The organism is Erwinia sp. B116 (assembly GCF_002865965.1).
In the GTDB taxonomy this organism is placed as follows: domain Bacteria; phylum Pseudomonadota; class Gammaproteobacteria; order Enterobacterales; family Enterobacteriaceae; genus Erwinia.
The window spans coordinates 104,806-120,684 of record NZ_JRZZ01000010.1; the positions used below are offsets into that span (position 1 = coordinate 104,806).

Annotated in this window: 15 protein-coding genes; 3 read left to right on the forward strand and 12 right to left on the reverse strand. The window is 60.0% G+C overall.

The annotated features are described in order from the left end of the window. Positions 1-87 precede the first annotated feature (87 nt). From mfd to NV64_RS09940, 3 genes are all read left to right on the forward strand, one after another. On the forward strand, positions 88-3,531 hold the full coding sequence (mfd, locus tag NV64_RS09930) for a transcription-repair coupling factor (RefSeq protein ID WP_101505848.1): 3,444 nt from the start codon (positions 88-90) through the stop codon (positions 3,529-3,531). A gap of 301 nt (positions 3,532-3,832) precedes the next feature. Then, entirely contained in the window at positions 3,833-4,201 is a 369-nt protein-coding gene (locus NV64_RS09935; protein ID WP_056236561.1) for a type II toxin-antitoxin system RelE/ParE family toxin, read from the forward strand. Further along, positions 4,198-4,536 carry a helix-turn-helix domain-containing protein gene (locus tag NV64_RS09940; RefSeq protein WP_056236563.1) on the forward strand — a complete coding sequence of 113 codons (339 nt, stop codon included), beginning with the start codon at positions 4,198-4,200 and terminating at the stop codon, positions 4,534-4,536. The genes NV64_RS09935 and NV64_RS09940 overlap by 4 nt, the downstream gene beginning before the upstream one ends. A 258-nt stretch (positions 4,537-4,794) precedes the next feature. Here the strand turns inward: NV64_RS09940 and NV64_RS09945 are convergent, their stop codons facing one another. From NV64_RS09945 to mltG, 12 genes are all read right to left on the reverse strand, one after another. Further along, positions 4,795-5,334 carry a glycine zipper 2TM domain-containing protein gene (locus NV64_RS09945; protein ID WP_056236565.1) on the reverse strand — a complete coding sequence of 180 codons (540 nt, stop codon included), beginning with the start codon at positions 5,332-5,334 and terminating at the stop codon, positions 4,795-4,797. Positions 5,335-5,654: 320 nt separating this feature from the next. Next, positions 5,655-6,947, reverse strand: a complete 1,293-nt coding sequence (locus NV64_RS09950) for an NAD(P)/FAD-dependent oxidoreductase (RefSeq protein ID WP_101505840.1) — start codon at positions 6,945-6,947, stop codon at positions 5,655-5,657. A gap of 255 nt (positions 6,948-7,202) precedes the next feature. Further along, positions 7,203-8,222, reverse strand: coding sequence for a beta-N-acetylhexosaminidase (gene nagZ, locus NV64_RS09955; RefSeq protein ID WP_056236568.1), 1,020 nt, complete (start codon positions 8,220-8,222; stop codon positions 7,203-7,205). Positions 8,223-8,318: 96 nt separating this feature from the next. After that, positions 8,319-9,197: a thiamine kinase gene (thiK, locus tag NV64_RS09960; RefSeq protein WP_233208961.1), complete on the reverse strand. Its 879-nt coding sequence runs from the start codon at positions 9,195-9,197 to the stop codon at positions 8,319-8,321. Next, on the reverse strand, positions 9,157-9,762 hold the full coding sequence (lpoB, locus tag NV64_RS09965; protein WP_056236572.1) for a penicillin-binding protein activator LpoB: 606 nt from the start codon (positions 9,760-9,762) through the stop codon (positions 9,157-9,159). The genes thiK and lpoB overlap by 41 nt, the downstream gene beginning before the upstream one ends. Positions 9,763-9,773: 11 nt before the next feature. Next, positions 9,774-10,142, reverse strand: a complete 369-nt coding sequence (locus tag NV64_RS09970; protein WP_056236574.1) for a YcfL family protein — start codon at positions 10,140-10,142, stop codon at positions 9,774-9,776. A 26-nt stretch (positions 10,143-10,168) separates the two neighbouring features. Continuing rightward, the gene (hinT, locus tag NV64_RS09975) at positions 10,169-10,519 is read right to left on the reverse strand and encodes a purine nucleoside phosphoramidase (protein WP_056236576.1); all 351 of its coding nucleotides are present in this window, start codon (positions 10,517-10,519) and stop codon (positions 10,169-10,171) included. 173 nt (positions 10,520-10,692) lie between these two features. After that, positions 10,693-12,126, reverse strand: a complete 1,434-nt coding sequence (gene ptsG / locus NV64_RS09980; protein WP_101505842.1) for a PTS glucose transporter subunit IIBC — start codon at positions 12,124-12,126, stop codon at positions 10,693-10,695. A gap of 306 nt (positions 12,127-12,432) precedes the next feature. Next, positions 12,433-13,224 carry a metal-dependent hydrolase gene (locus NV64_RS09985; protein WP_056236579.1) on the reverse strand — a complete coding sequence of 264 codons (792 nt, stop codon included), beginning with the start codon at positions 13,222-13,224 and terminating at the stop codon, positions 12,433-12,435. Positions 13,225-13,235: 11 nt separating this feature from the next. Beyond that, positions 13,236-14,234, reverse strand: a complete 999-nt coding sequence (gene holB / locus NV64_RS09990; RefSeq protein ID WP_056236581.1) for a DNA polymerase III subunit delta' — start codon at positions 14,232-14,234, stop codon at positions 13,236-13,238. Next, positions 14,231-14,863, reverse strand: coding sequence for a dTMP kinase (gene tmk, locus NV64_RS09995; RefSeq protein ID WP_056236583.1), 633 nt, complete (start codon positions 14,861-14,863; stop codon positions 14,231-14,233). Before tmk ends, holB begins: the two co-directional genes overlap by 4 nt. Further along, positions 14,853-15,878, reverse strand: coding sequence for an endolytic transglycosylase MltG (gene mltG / locus NV64_RS10000; protein WP_056236585.1), 1,026 nt, complete (start codon positions 15,876-15,878; stop codon positions 14,853-14,855). The genes tmk and mltG overlap by 11 nt, the downstream gene beginning before the upstream one ends. Between the last annotated feature and the right edge of the window lies 1 nt (position 15,879).

The following is a 15,879-nucleotide window of genomic DNA, read 5'->3' on the forward strand; positions in this document are numbered from 1 at the left end:
AAAGCCCTGCGGCAACAGAGCCGTCAACTGGCAGGCCGGCCGCCGGGTTCCCGCTCTCCTTTGAGATATGAGAACGCCGAACTGATTATGCCTGAACATTACCGTTATGACCTGCCGGCAAAGGCGGGCGACCTGCGCCAACTGGGGCAGTTAACCGGTGCAGCCTGCGCCGTAGAGTGTGCCGAAATTGTTGAACGCCACGCCGGTCCGGTGATGTTGATCGCGCCGGATATGCAAAATGCCCTGCGCCTGCAGGATGAGATACGCCAGTTTACCGACTGCCCGGTGATCGCGCTGGCCGACTGGGAGACGCTGCCCTACGACAGCTTCTCCCCGCACCAGGAGATTATCTCCTCGCGGCTTTCCACGCTGTACCAGCTGCCAACGATGACCCGCGGCCTGCTGATCCTGCCGGTGAACACGCTGATGCAGCGCGTCTGCCCGCACGGCTATCTGCACGGCCATGCGCTGGTGATGCGCAAAGGGCAGCAGCTGTCGCGAGACGCGCTGCGCAGCCAGCTGGAGCAGGCGGGTTACCGCAGCGTCGATCAGGTGATGGCCCACGGTGAATTCGCTACCCGCGGAGCCCTGCTGGACCTCTACCCGATGGGCAGCGACCGCCCGTACCGCATCGACTTTTTCGATGATGAAATTGACAGCCTGCGCCTGTTCGACACCGACAGCCAGCGCACGCTGGAAGAGGTGACGGCGATCAATCTGCTGCCGGCCCATGAGTTCCCTACCGATAAAAATGCGATCGAACTGTTTCGCAGCCAGTGGCGTGAGCGGTTCGACGTCAGGCGCGAACCGGAACACATCTACCAGCAGGTGAGCAAGGGCACCCTGCCTGCCGGTATCGAGTACTGGCAGCCGCTGTTTTTTGACGGCCCACTGCCGACGTTGTTCAGCTATCTGCCCGCCTCAACTCTGCTGGTCAGCACCGGCGACCTTGAGGCCAGCAGCGAACGTTTCTGGCAGGACGTCAATGCCCGCTATGAGAATCGCCGCGTTGACCCGATGCGCCCGTTACTGCCGCCCCCTTCACTGTGGCTGCGCGCGGACGAGCTGTTTGGCGAACTGAAGCAGTGGCCGCGGATACAGCTGGCAACGGAGCAGCTGGCCGATAAAGCCGCTAACCGTAACCTGCAGTACCAGCCGCTGCCGGACCTGGCGGTGCAGGCCCAGGCGAAAGCGCCGCTGGACGCGCTGCGCCGCTTCCTTGAAGAGTTTGACGGCCCGGTGGTGTTCTCGGTAGAGAGTGAAGGCCGCCGCGAAACGCTGCAGGAGCTGCTGGCGCGGATTAAGCTGAAACCGCAGCCGATCGACGCGCTGCATGATGCCCGCCAACCGGGTCACTACCTGCTGATCGGCGCCAGCGAGCACGGCTTTATCGACGGCCTGCGCCACCGTGCGCTGATCTGCGAGAGCGACCTGCTGGGCGAGCGGGTCAGCCGTCGTCGCCAGGACAGTCGCCGTACCATCAACCCCGACGTACTGATCCGCAACCTCGCCGAGCTGCATCCGGGGCAGCCGGTGGTGCATCTGGAGCACGGCGTCGGGCGCTATATTGGCCTGACCACCCTGGAAACCGGCGGTATCAAGGCCGAATACCTGATGCTGGCCTACGCCGGCGACGCCAAACTCTACGTGCCGGTCTCCTCGCTACACCTGATTAGCCGCTATGCCGGTGGTGCCGATGAGAGCGCCCCGCTGCACAAGCTGGGCAGCGACGCCTGGTCACGCGCCCGACAAAAAGCAGCAGAGAAAGTGCGCGACGTCGCCGCCGAACTGCTGGATATTTATGCCCAGCGCGCGGCGAAGACCGGCTTTGCCTTTAAGCATGATAAGCAGCAGTACCAGCTGTTCTGTGAAAGCTTCCCGTTTGAAACCACCCCGGACCAGGCGCAGGCGATTAACGCCGTGCTCAGCGATATGTGTCAGCCGCTGGCGATGGACAGGCTGGTATGTGGTGACGTCGGCTTTGGTAAAACGGAAGTGGCGATGCGTGCCGCCTTCCTGGCGGTAGAGAACCACAAGCAGGTGGCGGTGCTGGTACCGACCACCCTGCTGGCGCAGCAGCACTACGACAACTTCCGCGATCGCTTTGCCAACTGGCCGGTGCGCATCGAGGTGCTGTCCCGCTTCCGTACCGCAAAGGAGCAGGCGCAGGTGCTGGAAGAGGCGCGGGAAGGCAAGGTCGATATTCTGATCGGCACCCATAAACTGCTGCAGAGCGAGATCAAATGGCGCGACCTGGGGCTGCTGATCGTCGATGAAGAGCACCGATTTGGCGTGCGCCATAAAGAGCGCATCAAGGCGATGCGCTCGGACGTCGATATTCTGACGCTGACCGCCACCCCGATCCCGCGCACCCTGAATATGGCGATGAGCGGCATGCGCGATCTGTCGATTATCGCCACGCCACCGGCCCGCCGCCTGGCGGTAAAAACCTTCGTCCGCGAGTACGACGAGCTGGTGGTGCGCGAAGCGCTGCTGCGCGAAGTGCTGCGCGGCGGCCAGGTCTATTATCTGTACAACGATGTGGAAAATATCGAGAAAGCGGCGAAGCGCATCAGCGATCTGGTGCCGGAGGCCCGGGTGGCCATCGGCCACGGTCAGATGCGCGAACGCGAGCTGGAACGGGTGATGAACGATTTTCACCACCAGCGCTTTAACGTGCTGGTGTGTACCACCATCATTGAGACCGGCATCGATATCCCCACCGCCAATACCATTATCATCGAGCGCGCCGATCACTTCGGCCTGGCACAGCTGCACCAGCTGCGCGGTCGCGTGGGTCGTTCGCACCATCAGGCGTACGCCTGGCTGCTGACGCCCCACCCGAAAGCGATGACCACCGATGCGCATAAGCGCCTTGAGGCCATCGCTTCGCTGGAAGATCTGGGGGCCGGTTTCGCGCTGGCCACCCACGATCTGGAGATCCGCGGCGCTGGCGAACTGCTCGGCGAAGGCCAGAGCGGCCAGATGGAAACCATCGGCTTCTCGCTGTATATGGAGCTGCTGGAGAACGCGGTGGATGCGCTGAAAGAGGGGCGCGAGCCGTCGCTGGAGGATCTGACCAGCAACCAGACGGAGATTGAGCTGCGGATGCCGTCGCTGCTGCCGGATGATTTTATTCCTGACGTCAACACCCGACTGTCGTTCTATAAGCGTATTGCCAGCGCCCAGCAGGCCGGCGAGCTGGACGACCTGAAAGTGGAGCTGATCGACCGGTTTGGCCTGCTGCCGGATGCCGCCCGCAATCTGCTGGATATCGCCGGGCTGCGGCTGGCCGCCAGAGCGTTGGGTATTCGCAAGCTGGAGGCCAGCGAGAAAGGCGGCTATATCGAATTCGCCGAGAAGAATAAGGTTGACCCGATGTGGCTGATCGGTCTGCTGCAGAAGGAGCCGCAGCACTGGCGGCTGGACGGCCCGACCCGCCTGAAGTTTATGCGCGATCTTGACGAGCGCAAGCTGCGCGTAAAATGGGTACAGACGTTTATGCAGCAGCTTCAGGAGCACGCGGTCTGACCTGATGCCTGAGCTCCGCCGGGCCTGCGCCTTTCAGCGCAGCCGGTTCTTTCACCCCGGCCCCTGCCGCGATAATTCTTATGCGGCAGGGGCCAGAATTCTCATTTCGTGCCCCTTCCCCGCTAATTTTACGTAACGCTATCAGGATCTGACACGCGCCTGCGCCACGATGATGACCGCCATCCGCTCAGGGCTTACCCTGTGCACTCGGTCAACCGCCGGAGCCGGCCATCACGAATGAACTTAACGTGCTGGCCCCACTTGCGTGTTGTACAAAAACTTATACACTCAGGGAGGCTTAATGACGCACACAACGGAACAACACCTGCGACCGAAGACGATCGACTGGCGCGGCAGCTCACTGGACGATCTGAAACAGCTGCCGCTGACGCTGCGGGCGCTGGCAGGCAGGGAGTTGCGTAAGGTTCAGTTTGGTGAAGACCCCGCCGACTTTAAAGTGATTGCAGACTGGGGGGCGGGAGTGGTGGAGATCCGGTTGAACGACGAACATCACTCTGGCCGGGTGGTGTATGTGGCAAAGTTTGCCGAACGACTTTACGTGCTGCACAGCTTTATTAAAAAATCGCAGAAAACGCGTAACGAAGATGTTGTTATCATCAAAACCCGCTATCGCGAAGTGATTGCGGAAAGGACCAGGAGCAAAGTATGAGCGATAAAATTGACACTGCCAGCCGCCATCTGACCCGGGCGGAGGATAATATCTTTAGCGACCTCGGGTTTGATGATGCCCAGGCGGCAGCGCTGCTGCGCGACTCTGACGAGGAGATCCGTCGCCTGCAGGCGATGAAAAAACAGGTGATGGCGGAGATCGCTGACTGGATCAAAGCGGGCAATATTAAGCAGCACCAGGCCGCGCAGATCATGCACGTTACCCGCCCGCGCGTCTCTGACGTGGTGAATCAGAAAACCGAAAAATTCACCCTCGATGCGCTGCTGGCGATGGCCGGCGCGATAGGCAAGCAGTTTCAGCTGGTGGCGAAATAATCCATCGCTACGCAGGCATGTCCTGCAGTGTCTGAGTGTTGCAGGGTTGCAGGGTTGCAGGGTTGCAGAATTATGCCCGCTATATTACGGGTTTAACGGCACTCAGCAGCGTGAATTTTACTGAGGCGGTTGAGTTGGGCGTCATGACTGAAGTGGAAGTAATACGGATGTGCCATCATTAACGCGTTGACTGTCGACAGCTTTGCGGCTGTCAACGGTCAACGTTTTTCAGGCCCAGGCTCAGGCTCAGGCTCAGGCTCAGGCTTTATTATTCAGCATCAGCTGGCCGTTGCTGTCCAGCGGAATGCGGGTACCCGGGTCGTTATCCATGCGGACTTTACCCTGCTGGTCGCCAATTTTATAGGTGACGTCGTAACCCAGCATTTTATCCTGCTTGTCATAGACCGTTTTGCAGCGCTGCTCGGTAGTGGTGTAGGTGTCACGATCCTGCAGCGCTCCCTGTACCTGATTACCGCCGTAGCCGCCGGCCAGCGCACCCGCGACCGTGGCGACATCGCGCCCACGTCCGCCGCCGAACTGGTGGCCAAGCACGCCACCGGCTACCGCACCTAATACCGAGCCGGCGATGCGGTTTTCATCCTGCACCGGGCGGCGGTGGGTCAGAGTGACGTTACGGCACTCCTGACGCGGGTTTTTTACCGTCTGTTTAATCGGCGTGGCGGAGAGCACCTGGGCAAACTGCGGACCACGGTCAAACACGTTCATGCTGGCCACGGCAGCTACGCCCAGCGCGGCAGCCACACCGATTCCAATTCCCGCTAACATTGATTTATTCACAGGAAATCCTCCTGACAGTTACCGCGCATACTGGCCTGCTGCAACATCCGTGGCAGGTACGGCCTACCCGGCGTGCGCGACGCACCAGGGTAATGAGCTGAATTTTGCAATCTGACGGGGAATGTGACAATAAGAATAGGGGAAGAAAACGTGCGAAAGCACCGAAGATACGGGGTTTTAGGAGTGTTCCGAGCACCGGTAATGCCCCCACCTGCAGCAGAAAAAAAGGCCAGGTCAGGGCCGCATTCGCGACGCCCTTCCCGGCCTTTCAGGGTCTGAACAGGATGCAGGACCGGTTCAGACGCGGACTACCGCGCGGCTTAGTGCAGCTTCAGACGCGGGCGGATCACCCGGTTAATACTGCCCACCAGCATCATCAGCCCGGTTTTGAAGTAGCCGTGCAGGGCAATCTGATGCATGCGGTACAGCGAGATGTAGACGATACGTGCGATGCGGCCTTCGATCATCATCGAACCGTGCATCAGGTTGCCCATCAGGCTGCCGACGGTGCTGAAGCGTGAGAGCGAAACCAGCGAGCCGTTGTCTTTGTAGACGTAAGGCTTCTGCGGCTGCCCTTTAATCTCTGCCAGGATATTCGCCAGCACGCGTGATGCCATCTGGTGAGCGGACTGCGCACGCGGCGGCACGAAGCCCCCCGCCGGCAGCGCGCAGGACGCGCAGTCGCCGATCGCGTAAATGTTCGGGTCGCGGCTGGTCTGCAGCGTCGGCTCCACCACCAGCTGGTTGATGCGGTTGGTTTCGAGGCCGCCGATCTCTTTCATAAAGTCCGGTGCCTTGATACCTGCGGCCCACACCATCAGGTCGGCGTCAATAAACTCGCCGGACTTAGTGTTCAGGCCCTTCTCATCGGCGCTGGTGACCATGGTCTGGGTCAGAACGCGCACGCCCAGCTTGCTCAGCTCCTGATGAGCCGCGGCGGAGATGCGCGGCGGCAAGGCCGGCAGAATACGCTCGCCGGCTTCCACCAGCGTGACGTTCAGCGCTTCGCTGTTCAGCCCCTTAACGCCGTAGCTGTGCAGCTCTTTCACCGCGTTATGCAGCTCGGCTGAGAGTTCCACCCCGGTAGCCCCTGCACCCACAATGGCGATATTGACCTTCTCGGTGGCACCGTTGCTGGCAGAGAACTTGAGGAACAGGTTCAGCATCGCATTATGGAAACGACGCGCCTGATGCGGGTTGTCGAGGAAGATGCAGTTATCCTTAACGCCCGGGGTACCGAAATCATTAGAGGTACTTCCCAGCGCCATCACCAGCGTGTCGTACTCCAGTTCGCGTTCTGCAACCAGCAGAGCGCCCTTTTCATCGCGAATTTCCGCAAGGTGCACGCGCTTATCGTCACGGTTCAGGGTGGTCAGGGTACCGAGCTGAAACTCAAAGCCGTGCTTGTGGGCGTGAGCCAGGTAGCTCAGCCCGTCAATGCCCTCATCCAGCGATCCGGTGGCCACTTCATGCAGCAGCGGTTTCCACAGGTGAGTCTGGTTACGATCCACCAGCGTAATTTGCGCTTTCTTTTTGCGCCCCAGCTTGTGGCCCAGCTGAGTAGCCAGTTCGAGTCCTCCGGCGCCTCCGCCGATAATAACAATTTTCTTCATAGATACAGTCTGACGACCCTCATAAAAGTGAACCAATCGTTAACTAAAAGTTAAATAATAACCTTAGCAAACATAGGGTTGGCGATGTTAATTCGCGAGCTGAGGGCAGAATAACACGGGGGAATTCATCTGTTCTACGAAAATTGATCCTGGTCAATTTTATTAATAAAAGGCGGAATACTACGAATAACAGGGGTATTTAACCCGCCGGCTGGCGGGTTAATTTTTATATAAAAAACAACGTGGAGATTTGAATTAGCGGGCAGAATTCGCCTTCTGCGTCAGCCAGCGATCCTGCAGTTTTTCCAGCGCGTTATGGCTCTCTTTCCAGCGCGGCGAGTCGATAAGCTGCTGCCGGCTGAAATGACCACGGTGGTACAGCTGGCTGACCCGTTCGCTGCGGGTCGGCGGCAGATTATCCAGCACGCTCACCGCGCCTGCACGGTGGTTGCAGACCAGAATCATGTCGCAGCCGGCGTTCAGCGCCGCCTGCCCACGCTGGGCATAGTTACCCATTACCGCCGCCCCTTCCATCGACAGATCGTCAGAGAAGATCACGCCGTTAAAGCCCAGCTCACTGCGCAGCACCGTCTGCAGCCAGTGCGATGAGCCGCTGGCCGGGTTAGGGTCGACCTCGGTATAGATCACGTGCGCTGGCATGATCGCATCCAGCGCGCCTTCGGCAATCAGCTGTTTGAAAATCGGCATATCCTGCTGGCGGATCTCCGCTTCGCTGCGGTTATCGCGCGGCGTCTCTTTGTGCGAGTCGGCGCTGACCGCACCGTGCCCCGGGAAGTGTTTGCCGGTGGTCTTCATCCCGGCATCGTGCATACCGCGGATAAACTGCCGCGCCATCGCCAGCGCGATCGCCGGGTCCTGATGGAATGAGCGCTCGCCAATTGCCGCGCTGCCGTGGCCAATGTCCAGCACCGGCGCAAAGCTGATGTCGATATCCATGGCGATCATCTCGGCGGCCATCAGCCAGCCCGCCTGCTGCGCCAGCTGTTCCCCCGCCGCCGCGTCATTCAGTGCGGCAAACGCCTGCATCGCGGGCAGCCGGGTAAAGCCGTCGCGAAAGCGCTGCACGCGTCCGCCTTCCTGGTCGACCGCGATCACTAGCCGCTGGCGTGAGGCGGCGCGGATCTGCCGTACCAGTTCGGCCAGCTGCGCCGGATCGTGGTAGTTGCGGGTGAACAGAATAAGCCCGCCCACCAGCGGATGCTGTAAAATTTCGCGCTCTTCGGCATCCAGTTCGTAGCCGTGCACGTCTAACATTACGGGTCCCACAGTTCACCTCTTATCCTGCTGTTACAGGCTATATCCGTCATTCATCAGGTCGCACAGGCATCTGCTTCAGGCAACCTGAATGATTCAGGCTACATTGTGTTTAACCTGCCGCCAGCCCTGTTCGGCCAGCGCCAGAAAATTCGTCTCGCCACTCTGCTGCCAGCGCAGTTCATACCAGCAGCTGGCAAGCAGCGTCAGCCACGGTAGCCAGCGGTGAATCTGCTGGCTCAGGGCGTCAGGCTGCAGCTGCTGCTGTCCGGCGTAAGCCGTAATCAGCCGCTGCTGCTGCCCGATATCCAGCCCGTTACCGCTAATGATTGCGGCCAGTTCCAGCGCCACATCGCCATCGCTGGCATATTCCCAGTCGATCAGCCTGAGCCTGCCGCCGGCGTTAATCAGATTGCCGCTGTGGATATCCATATGCAGCGGTGCCAGCCGCAGCGGACGCGGCTCACCCTGACGCGCTAACCGCCGTAACGCCCGCAGCCACGTCAGCGTGCGCCGTGCAGGCTGGCTGCGCTGCCAGTAACATTGCAACAGCGGCAGCAGGGTTAAGCGGTAACCGCACGGCGGCTGCTGGTGCAGTCGCGCCACGGTGGCGGCCAGCGGCTCCAGCCAGTCATTCAGCGCGTCGGGGTGCAGCACCTGCCCCACCTGCCAGCCCAGCAGCAGCCAGTGCGGGTTGCGCCCTACCGCCTGCGGTGCCACACCGCTGGCGGCCAGCTTGCGTAAAATGCGGTACTCACGACGGCGGCAGACGCCAGGCATCAGCGGGGTAACGTCCGCCCGTCGCGCCAGCAGCGTAACGTCCGGCAGCGCGATGCGCACGCTGCCACCGCTCAGGCCGCTTTGCGCCGTAAAGCATCCGGCGGCAATGTCTGCCGCCGGAAAGTGCTGCCTGATTAGCTGACCGAGTGCCGGATCAGTGCTGAACGGCACCGCTGCCTGACCAGATAATTTCACCGGTCTGCACCAGCATCAGCTGCATCTGCAGCGTCGGCGATTTGATGTCGCCTTCGGCATTGCTGTACAGCACATACTGTGCGCCAACGTAGCGGGCAAGACCGATCGCTTTACTGCGCGAGACCAGGCTGTCTTCCGCCGACAGGCCCAGCGTCTGCTTAGCCACGCCCAGCTGCTGCGGGCTGACCAGCGTAAACTGGCTGTTATTGGCCAGCGCACCCTGCAGCGCCGCGGTCGCCTTAGCGCTCTGCAGGCTGCCGTTAGTGCTGTTTTTCACGCTGTCGACCAGCAGCACGCTGCCGGCGGTGACGCCATCCGCCTTCAGCATCTGCGCCACCAGCGGAGAAACGCTGGCCTGCCAGTTGATGGATTGCATCTTCGGCGGTTGCGGCACGTTCTCTACCGGCGCAGGCTGTGCTGGTACCGGTTGTGGCTCAGGTTGCGGCTGCGGCTGTACCGGTTCCACCGGCGCAGGCTGCTGCCCCTGCTGCTGTTCACCGGTAATACAGCCCGTCAGTAACAGGGCCAGCGCCAGTACGCCCGCCAGCTTAAATTTATGTTGCACGCTATCACTCCTCACAGATACAGGTAGAGACGAACTTTGCCCGCCGACAGGTTGCCGTTTTGCGAGGCCACTTCGGCCTTGCCGTTGGCAGGAACGACCACGGTTTGTGGGCGTTCAAAAGGCAGGATCTCCAGCCCTTTTTCATCGTACCAGTAGAATCGCCAGTTGACGCTGACCGGTTTGTCCTGCTGGTTAAACAGGGTGGTTGAGGCACGCTGCTGGCCGTTGACCTCGCGGATCGTCGGCTCATCGGTGGTGATGCCGGCCGACAGCACCGACGACTCCATCACCAGCGTTTGCGCGGTGTTGATTGCGGTGCGGTCGCTGGAACAGCCGCTGAGTGCCAGCAGCATCAGCGCGCTGATAATGATGATCCGCATCGGGTGACTTCCGTAGCCGTTCAGGGTCAGGAGACCAGCATCGGCCCGAGAGGGCGGCCGCCCACCAGGTGCAGGTGGATGTGGTACACCTCCTGCCCGCCGTGCTTATTGCAGTTCATAATCAGACGATAGCCGTCTTCGGCAATGCCCTCTTCTTTGGCAATTTTCGCCGCCACGGTCATCATCCGACCCAGCGCCGCCTCATGCGCCGCCTGCACGTCGTTGGCCGTTGGGATCAGCAGGTTGGGGATCACCAGAATATGGGTGGGTGCCTGCGGAGAGATATCGCGAAAGGCGGTGACCAGTTCGTCCTGATAGACGATGTCAGCCGGAATTTCGCGGCGGATGATTTTACTGAAAATGGTTTCTTCGGCCATGGTGCATATCCTTAGCATCTGTTCAATTATCGCAGTATGAGCGAGAAAATCGTTTTTTATCAACTTTCAACGCCGTTTTTCTTTTCTTCACCTGCGGGCAGGATCATACACTATTGCTTAAGACGTAAAAAAGGGAGCCTGCGCTCCCTTTTCATTTTACTGATGCTTAGCGCTTACGCGTTACGCATGTAGTCGTCCATGTCGGTTTTCAGGTTATCGGACTTGGTGCCGAAAATCGCCTGAACGCCGGAACCTGCCACTACTACGCCGGCAGCACCAAGCTTCTTCAGCCCTGGCTGGTCGACTTTCGCCACGTCCGCCACGCTGACGCGCAGACGGGTAATACAGGCGTCGAGGTTAGTAATGTTCTCTTTACCGCCAAATGCAGCAACCAGGTTGGCCGCCATTTCGTTGGCCGAGGCGCTGTTCTGCTCGCTGGTGCTCTCTTCACGGCCTGGGGTTTTCAGGTCCAGTTTGGCAATCAGTACACGGAAGATAGTGTAGTAGATGATGCCGTAGATGATACCGACAATCGGGAACAGCCAGAGTTTGCTACCGTTACCGCTCAGCACGATGAAGTCGATCAGGCCGTGCGAGAAGCTGGTACCGTCGCGCATGCCCAGCAGAATAGCGATTGGGAACGCCAGACCGGCCAGAATTGCGTGGATCACATACAGGATCGGCGCAACGAACATAAAGGCAAATTCAATCGGTTCGGTGATACCGGTCAGGAACGAGGTCAGCGCGGCGGAGATCATGATACCGCCCACTTTGGCACGGTTTTCCGGCTTCGCGGAGTGCCAGATGGCAATCGCTGCGGCAGGCAGGCCGTACATTTTGAACAGGAAGCCGCCGGACAGTTTACCTGCGGTCGGGTCACCCGCCATATAGCGCGGGATATCGCCGTGGAATACCTGGCCTGCCGCGTTGGTGAATTCGCCGATCTGCATCTGGAACGGTACGTTCCAGATATGGTGCAGGCCAAACGGCACCAGAGAACGCTCAACCACGCCGTAGATGCCAAATGCCACCACCGGGTTCTGGTACGCCGCCCACTGGGAGAAGGTCTGGATAGCCGTACCAATCGGTGGCCAGATGAAGGAGAGCACCACGCCGAGGAAGATCGCCGTCAGGCCGGAGATAATCGGTACAAAGCGCTTACCGGCGAAGAAGCCAAGATACTCTGGCAGCCTGATGCGGTAGAAGCGGTTAAACATATACGCGGCGATGGAGCCGGCGATAATCCCGCCGAGCACGCCGGTATCGGCCAGGTGCTTGCTGGCGATCTCTTCCGCCGGCAGGTGCAGCACCAGCGGCGCGACCACGGCCATGGTTTTCACCATGATGCCGTAAGCTACCACCGCCGCAAGGGCAGAAACGCCATCGTTATTCGTGAAGCCCAGCGCCACGCCGATGGCAAAAATCAGCGGCATATTGGCAAAGACTGAACCACCGGCTTCCGCCATCACCTGTGAGACGACCAGCGGTAACCAGCTGAAGTTGGCAGAACCAACGCCCAGCAGAATACCCGCTATCGGCAGCACCGAAACGGGTAACATCAGCGATTTACCGACCTTTTGCAGGTTCGCAAATGCATTTTTGAACATAGTGTAAAGCTCCTGAGTATGAGTGCTTTTCGTTCGCGTGGTACGCGGTGCAAAGGAGGGAGGATCCATTGCTTTTTTCAGAGAGTCTTAACGCTCTCGGTATTTATTACGAAGAGTAAAATAAATTGGTAAAAATTTGTTTGATGGCTATCACGTTTCGCGCTGCCCATCCGCTGATAACCAGGAAAAATCGTCAAAATCCGCTAAATTTTGCGCTAAAAAAAAGTGCAGCCGCCAATTTTCGGCGCTGCACTTTACGACTTTTCGCTATTAATTACGAGGCATAAAACAAATCAGCCAGTGGATTCAACCGCCCAGGCGCGACATCGGCACGTGGAACAGGCGCGAGAAGTTTTCCGTGGTGGCGCGAGCCATCTCTTCAATGCTGACGCCCTTCACCACCGCCATATACTCCGCCACATCACGGGTCCAGGCCGGCTGATTCTCTTTACCACGGTGCGGCACCGGGGCCAGATACGGCGAATCCGTCTCCACCAGCATGCGGTCCAGCGGCACATAGCGCGCCGCGATGCGGATCTGCTCAGCATTGCGGAAGGTGGCAATGCCGGAGAAAGAGATGTAGAAACCCATATCCAACAGTTTTTCCGCCGTTTCCCGATCTTCAGTAAAGCAGTGGAGCACGCCCCCGCAGCGATCGGCCTGCTCTTCCTTCAAAATAGCCAGCGTGTCTTCGCGCGCGTCACGCGTGTGGACAATCACCGGTTTGTTCAGATCGCACCCCACGCGAATATGCTCCCGGAAGGAAGCCTGCTGACGTGCTTTGGTCTCTTTCTGATAGAAATAGTCCAGCCCGGTCTCGCCCATCGCCACCACCCGTGGTTCGGCGGCCAGCGCGCGTAGTTCAGCGAAGTCGTACTCCTCTTCCTGATTCAATGGGTGCACGCCGCAGGAGTAAGCCACATCGGGACGATCGCCAATCAGCGCGGTCATCGCTTTATAGCCCGGCAGCGTGGTGGCCACCGCCAGCATAAATTTTACGTCGCGCGCCGCGGCCTTGGCGGCCACGTCGGCCACATCCTTGTGCAGGGTTTCGTAGTTCAGGCCATCCAGATGGCAGTGAGAATCAACTAAAAACATGTTCGCTACTCTTAAAGGTGGATACCGGCAGCCGCCGGTTTGATCGTCTCTTCCCAGCCTAACAGCTGGTCGGTAAGCAGTAATTCGCGATTGACCGCCACCACGTGCAGCAGGCGATCGCGGCAGGCCATCCAGTGACGCAGGCTGCGATCGATCGCCGCCGCCGGCAGCAGGCTGGCCAGCCCGTTGACCGCCGCCTGCTGGTCAGGGTTAGTGATGTACGCCCCGGCACCGTGCTGCCATTTGGCAGCGTCAATCAGCAGCGAACAGAGCCAGCCAATACGCTGCGCCGCCTGCTCATGGTTGAGCACCGGCAGCAACGTCAGCATATCACCCTGCAGCGCTGCAGGCAGCGCCTGACACAACGCCTGACGCTGCTGCCACACCTTTGGCTCCAGCAGCGCCAGCGCGGCGGCCGGTGCCCCGGCCGCCAGCCGCAGCGCCGCCATGCGCTCCTCTGCGCTGGCCGTCGACTGTTTCTGCAGCCAGTTCAGGCTCTGCGCTTCGTCCGGCACCTGAAGATGCCACAGCAGGCAGCGGCTGCGCAGCGTGGCCAGCAGCCGCGCGGGCTCTTCGCAGCTGAGCATAAACCAGGTGTTTTTCGGCGGCTCTTCCAGCGTTTTCAGCAGGGCGTTAGCCGCCGCCTCGCTCAGCTGGGCGGCATCCGGCAGCCAGACCACCTTGGCCCCACCCTGCTGGGCATGATGGTAGAGTTTTTCTGTCACGTTGCGGACGGCGTCGATGCCCAGCGTGGTTTTACCTTTCTCAGCTTCCAGCCGGTACCAGTCCGGGTGGGTACCCGCCTGCATCAGCTGGCAGGCGTGGCAGTGACCGCAGCTTTTCAGACCTTCAGGCTGGCGGCACATCAGCCAGCGACCGATGCCCCATACCAGCGCATCGTCCCCCATGCCCGGCAGCGCCTGGATTAGCAGCGCATGGTGCCCGCGCCCGGCCTGATGCAGGCCGAGGATCTGTCGGTAAGCCGGATTCAGCCACGGATACCAGTTCATCGGACGTCCTGTAACCAGCCGGCCAGCGTTTGCTGCAGATCCTGGCTGACCTGCGCCAGCGGACGGGTGGCGTCGATGGTGAGGATGCGTGGGTCTGCGGCGGCCAGCGCCAGATAGCGGTCACGGGTGCGGATAAAGAAGTTCAGCGACTCCTGTTCGATCCGATCCAGCTCGCCACGCGCCCGCGCCCGCTGCAGGCCAATTTCCGGCGTCACGTCGAGGTACAGGGTCAGATCGGGGGCAAAGTCGCCCAGCACCGCCTGCTTTAGCGTGCGCATCAGCGCGCTGTCCATGCCGCGGCCGCCGCCCTGGTAAGCCTGCGATGAGAGATCGTGACGATCGCCAACCACCCAGGCACCGCGTGCCAGCGCCGGCTTAATCACGTTTTCGACCAGCTGTACGCGGGCGGCATAGAGCATCAGCAGCTCTGCCTGGTCGGTGACGCGCTCCCCCTCGATGCCCTGCTTGATCAGCTCGCGCAGCTTTTCCGCCAGAGGCGTACCGCCCGGCTCGCGGGTAAAGACAATATCGTTAATTCCGTGCCGCTGCAGTTCAGCGACCACCGCATCCCGTGCCGTGGTTTTACCCGCCCCTTCCAGGCCCTCAATAACGATAAATTTACTGTTCATTTTTTTCCTTCATCGCCAGCCGGTAGACCTGAACGGCTTTATTGTGGCTGGCCAGATTGGTGGTAAAGGTGTGCCCGCCCTTACCGTCAGCGACAAAATAGAGATAGCTGGTTTTCAGCGGATGGGCGGCAGCCTGCAGCGAGGCGCTGCCCGGCATGGCAATCGGCCCCGGCGGCAGGCCGTTAATGGTGTAGGTATTATACGCCGTGGGCGTGTCCAGATCCTTACGCGTAAGGGTGCCGCTGTAGTCGCTGCCAAGGCCATAAATCACCGTGGGGTCGGTCTGCAGACGCATGCCGGTGCGCAGGCGGTTAATAAACACCGACGCCACCTTAGCGCGCTCGTCGCTGACCGCCGTCTCTTTCTCAACGATCGACGCCATGGTCAGCAGCTCGAGTTTCGATTTATACGGCAGGTTATCTTCCCGTCCCTGCCAGGCCTCATCCACCTCTTTTTCCATCCGCTGATGGGCGCGTTTCAGCAGCGCGACATCGCTGGTATTGGCGGTGTAGTGGTAGGTATCCGGATAGAACCAGCCTTCGGCACCCTGCTCTTCACCCTGCAGCTGCAGCGCGGCGGCAACGGTCGTCAGCTGGTCGTCTGCCAGCTGATGTTTCAGATAGGGGGCGCTGCGCAGCTGACTGAGCCACTCCTGCAGGCGCGTTCCTTCCACAAAGCGCAGCGGGAACTGCGCTTCGCGACCGGAGGCCAGCAGCGCCAGCATCTGGCGCACGGTCATCTTTTCATCGAAGCGATAGGTGCCGGCCTTGAACTCCGCCAGCTCCGGCTCCAGCTTCAACAACAGTCCAAACCACGGGCCGGGTTTGATAATGTGCTTTGACTCCAGCTGGGCTTCCAGCACCACGCGGCCGGAGCCGGCGGGCAAGGTAAAGATCGTTTCCTGGTTAATGGTCAGGGGAGAATCGGCAAACTGACGCGTCTGCCAGTAACCGTATGCGGCGGCTAACAGTGCTGCCGCAACCACCCCGACGACGATTTTGCGTGTTGTAGTCATA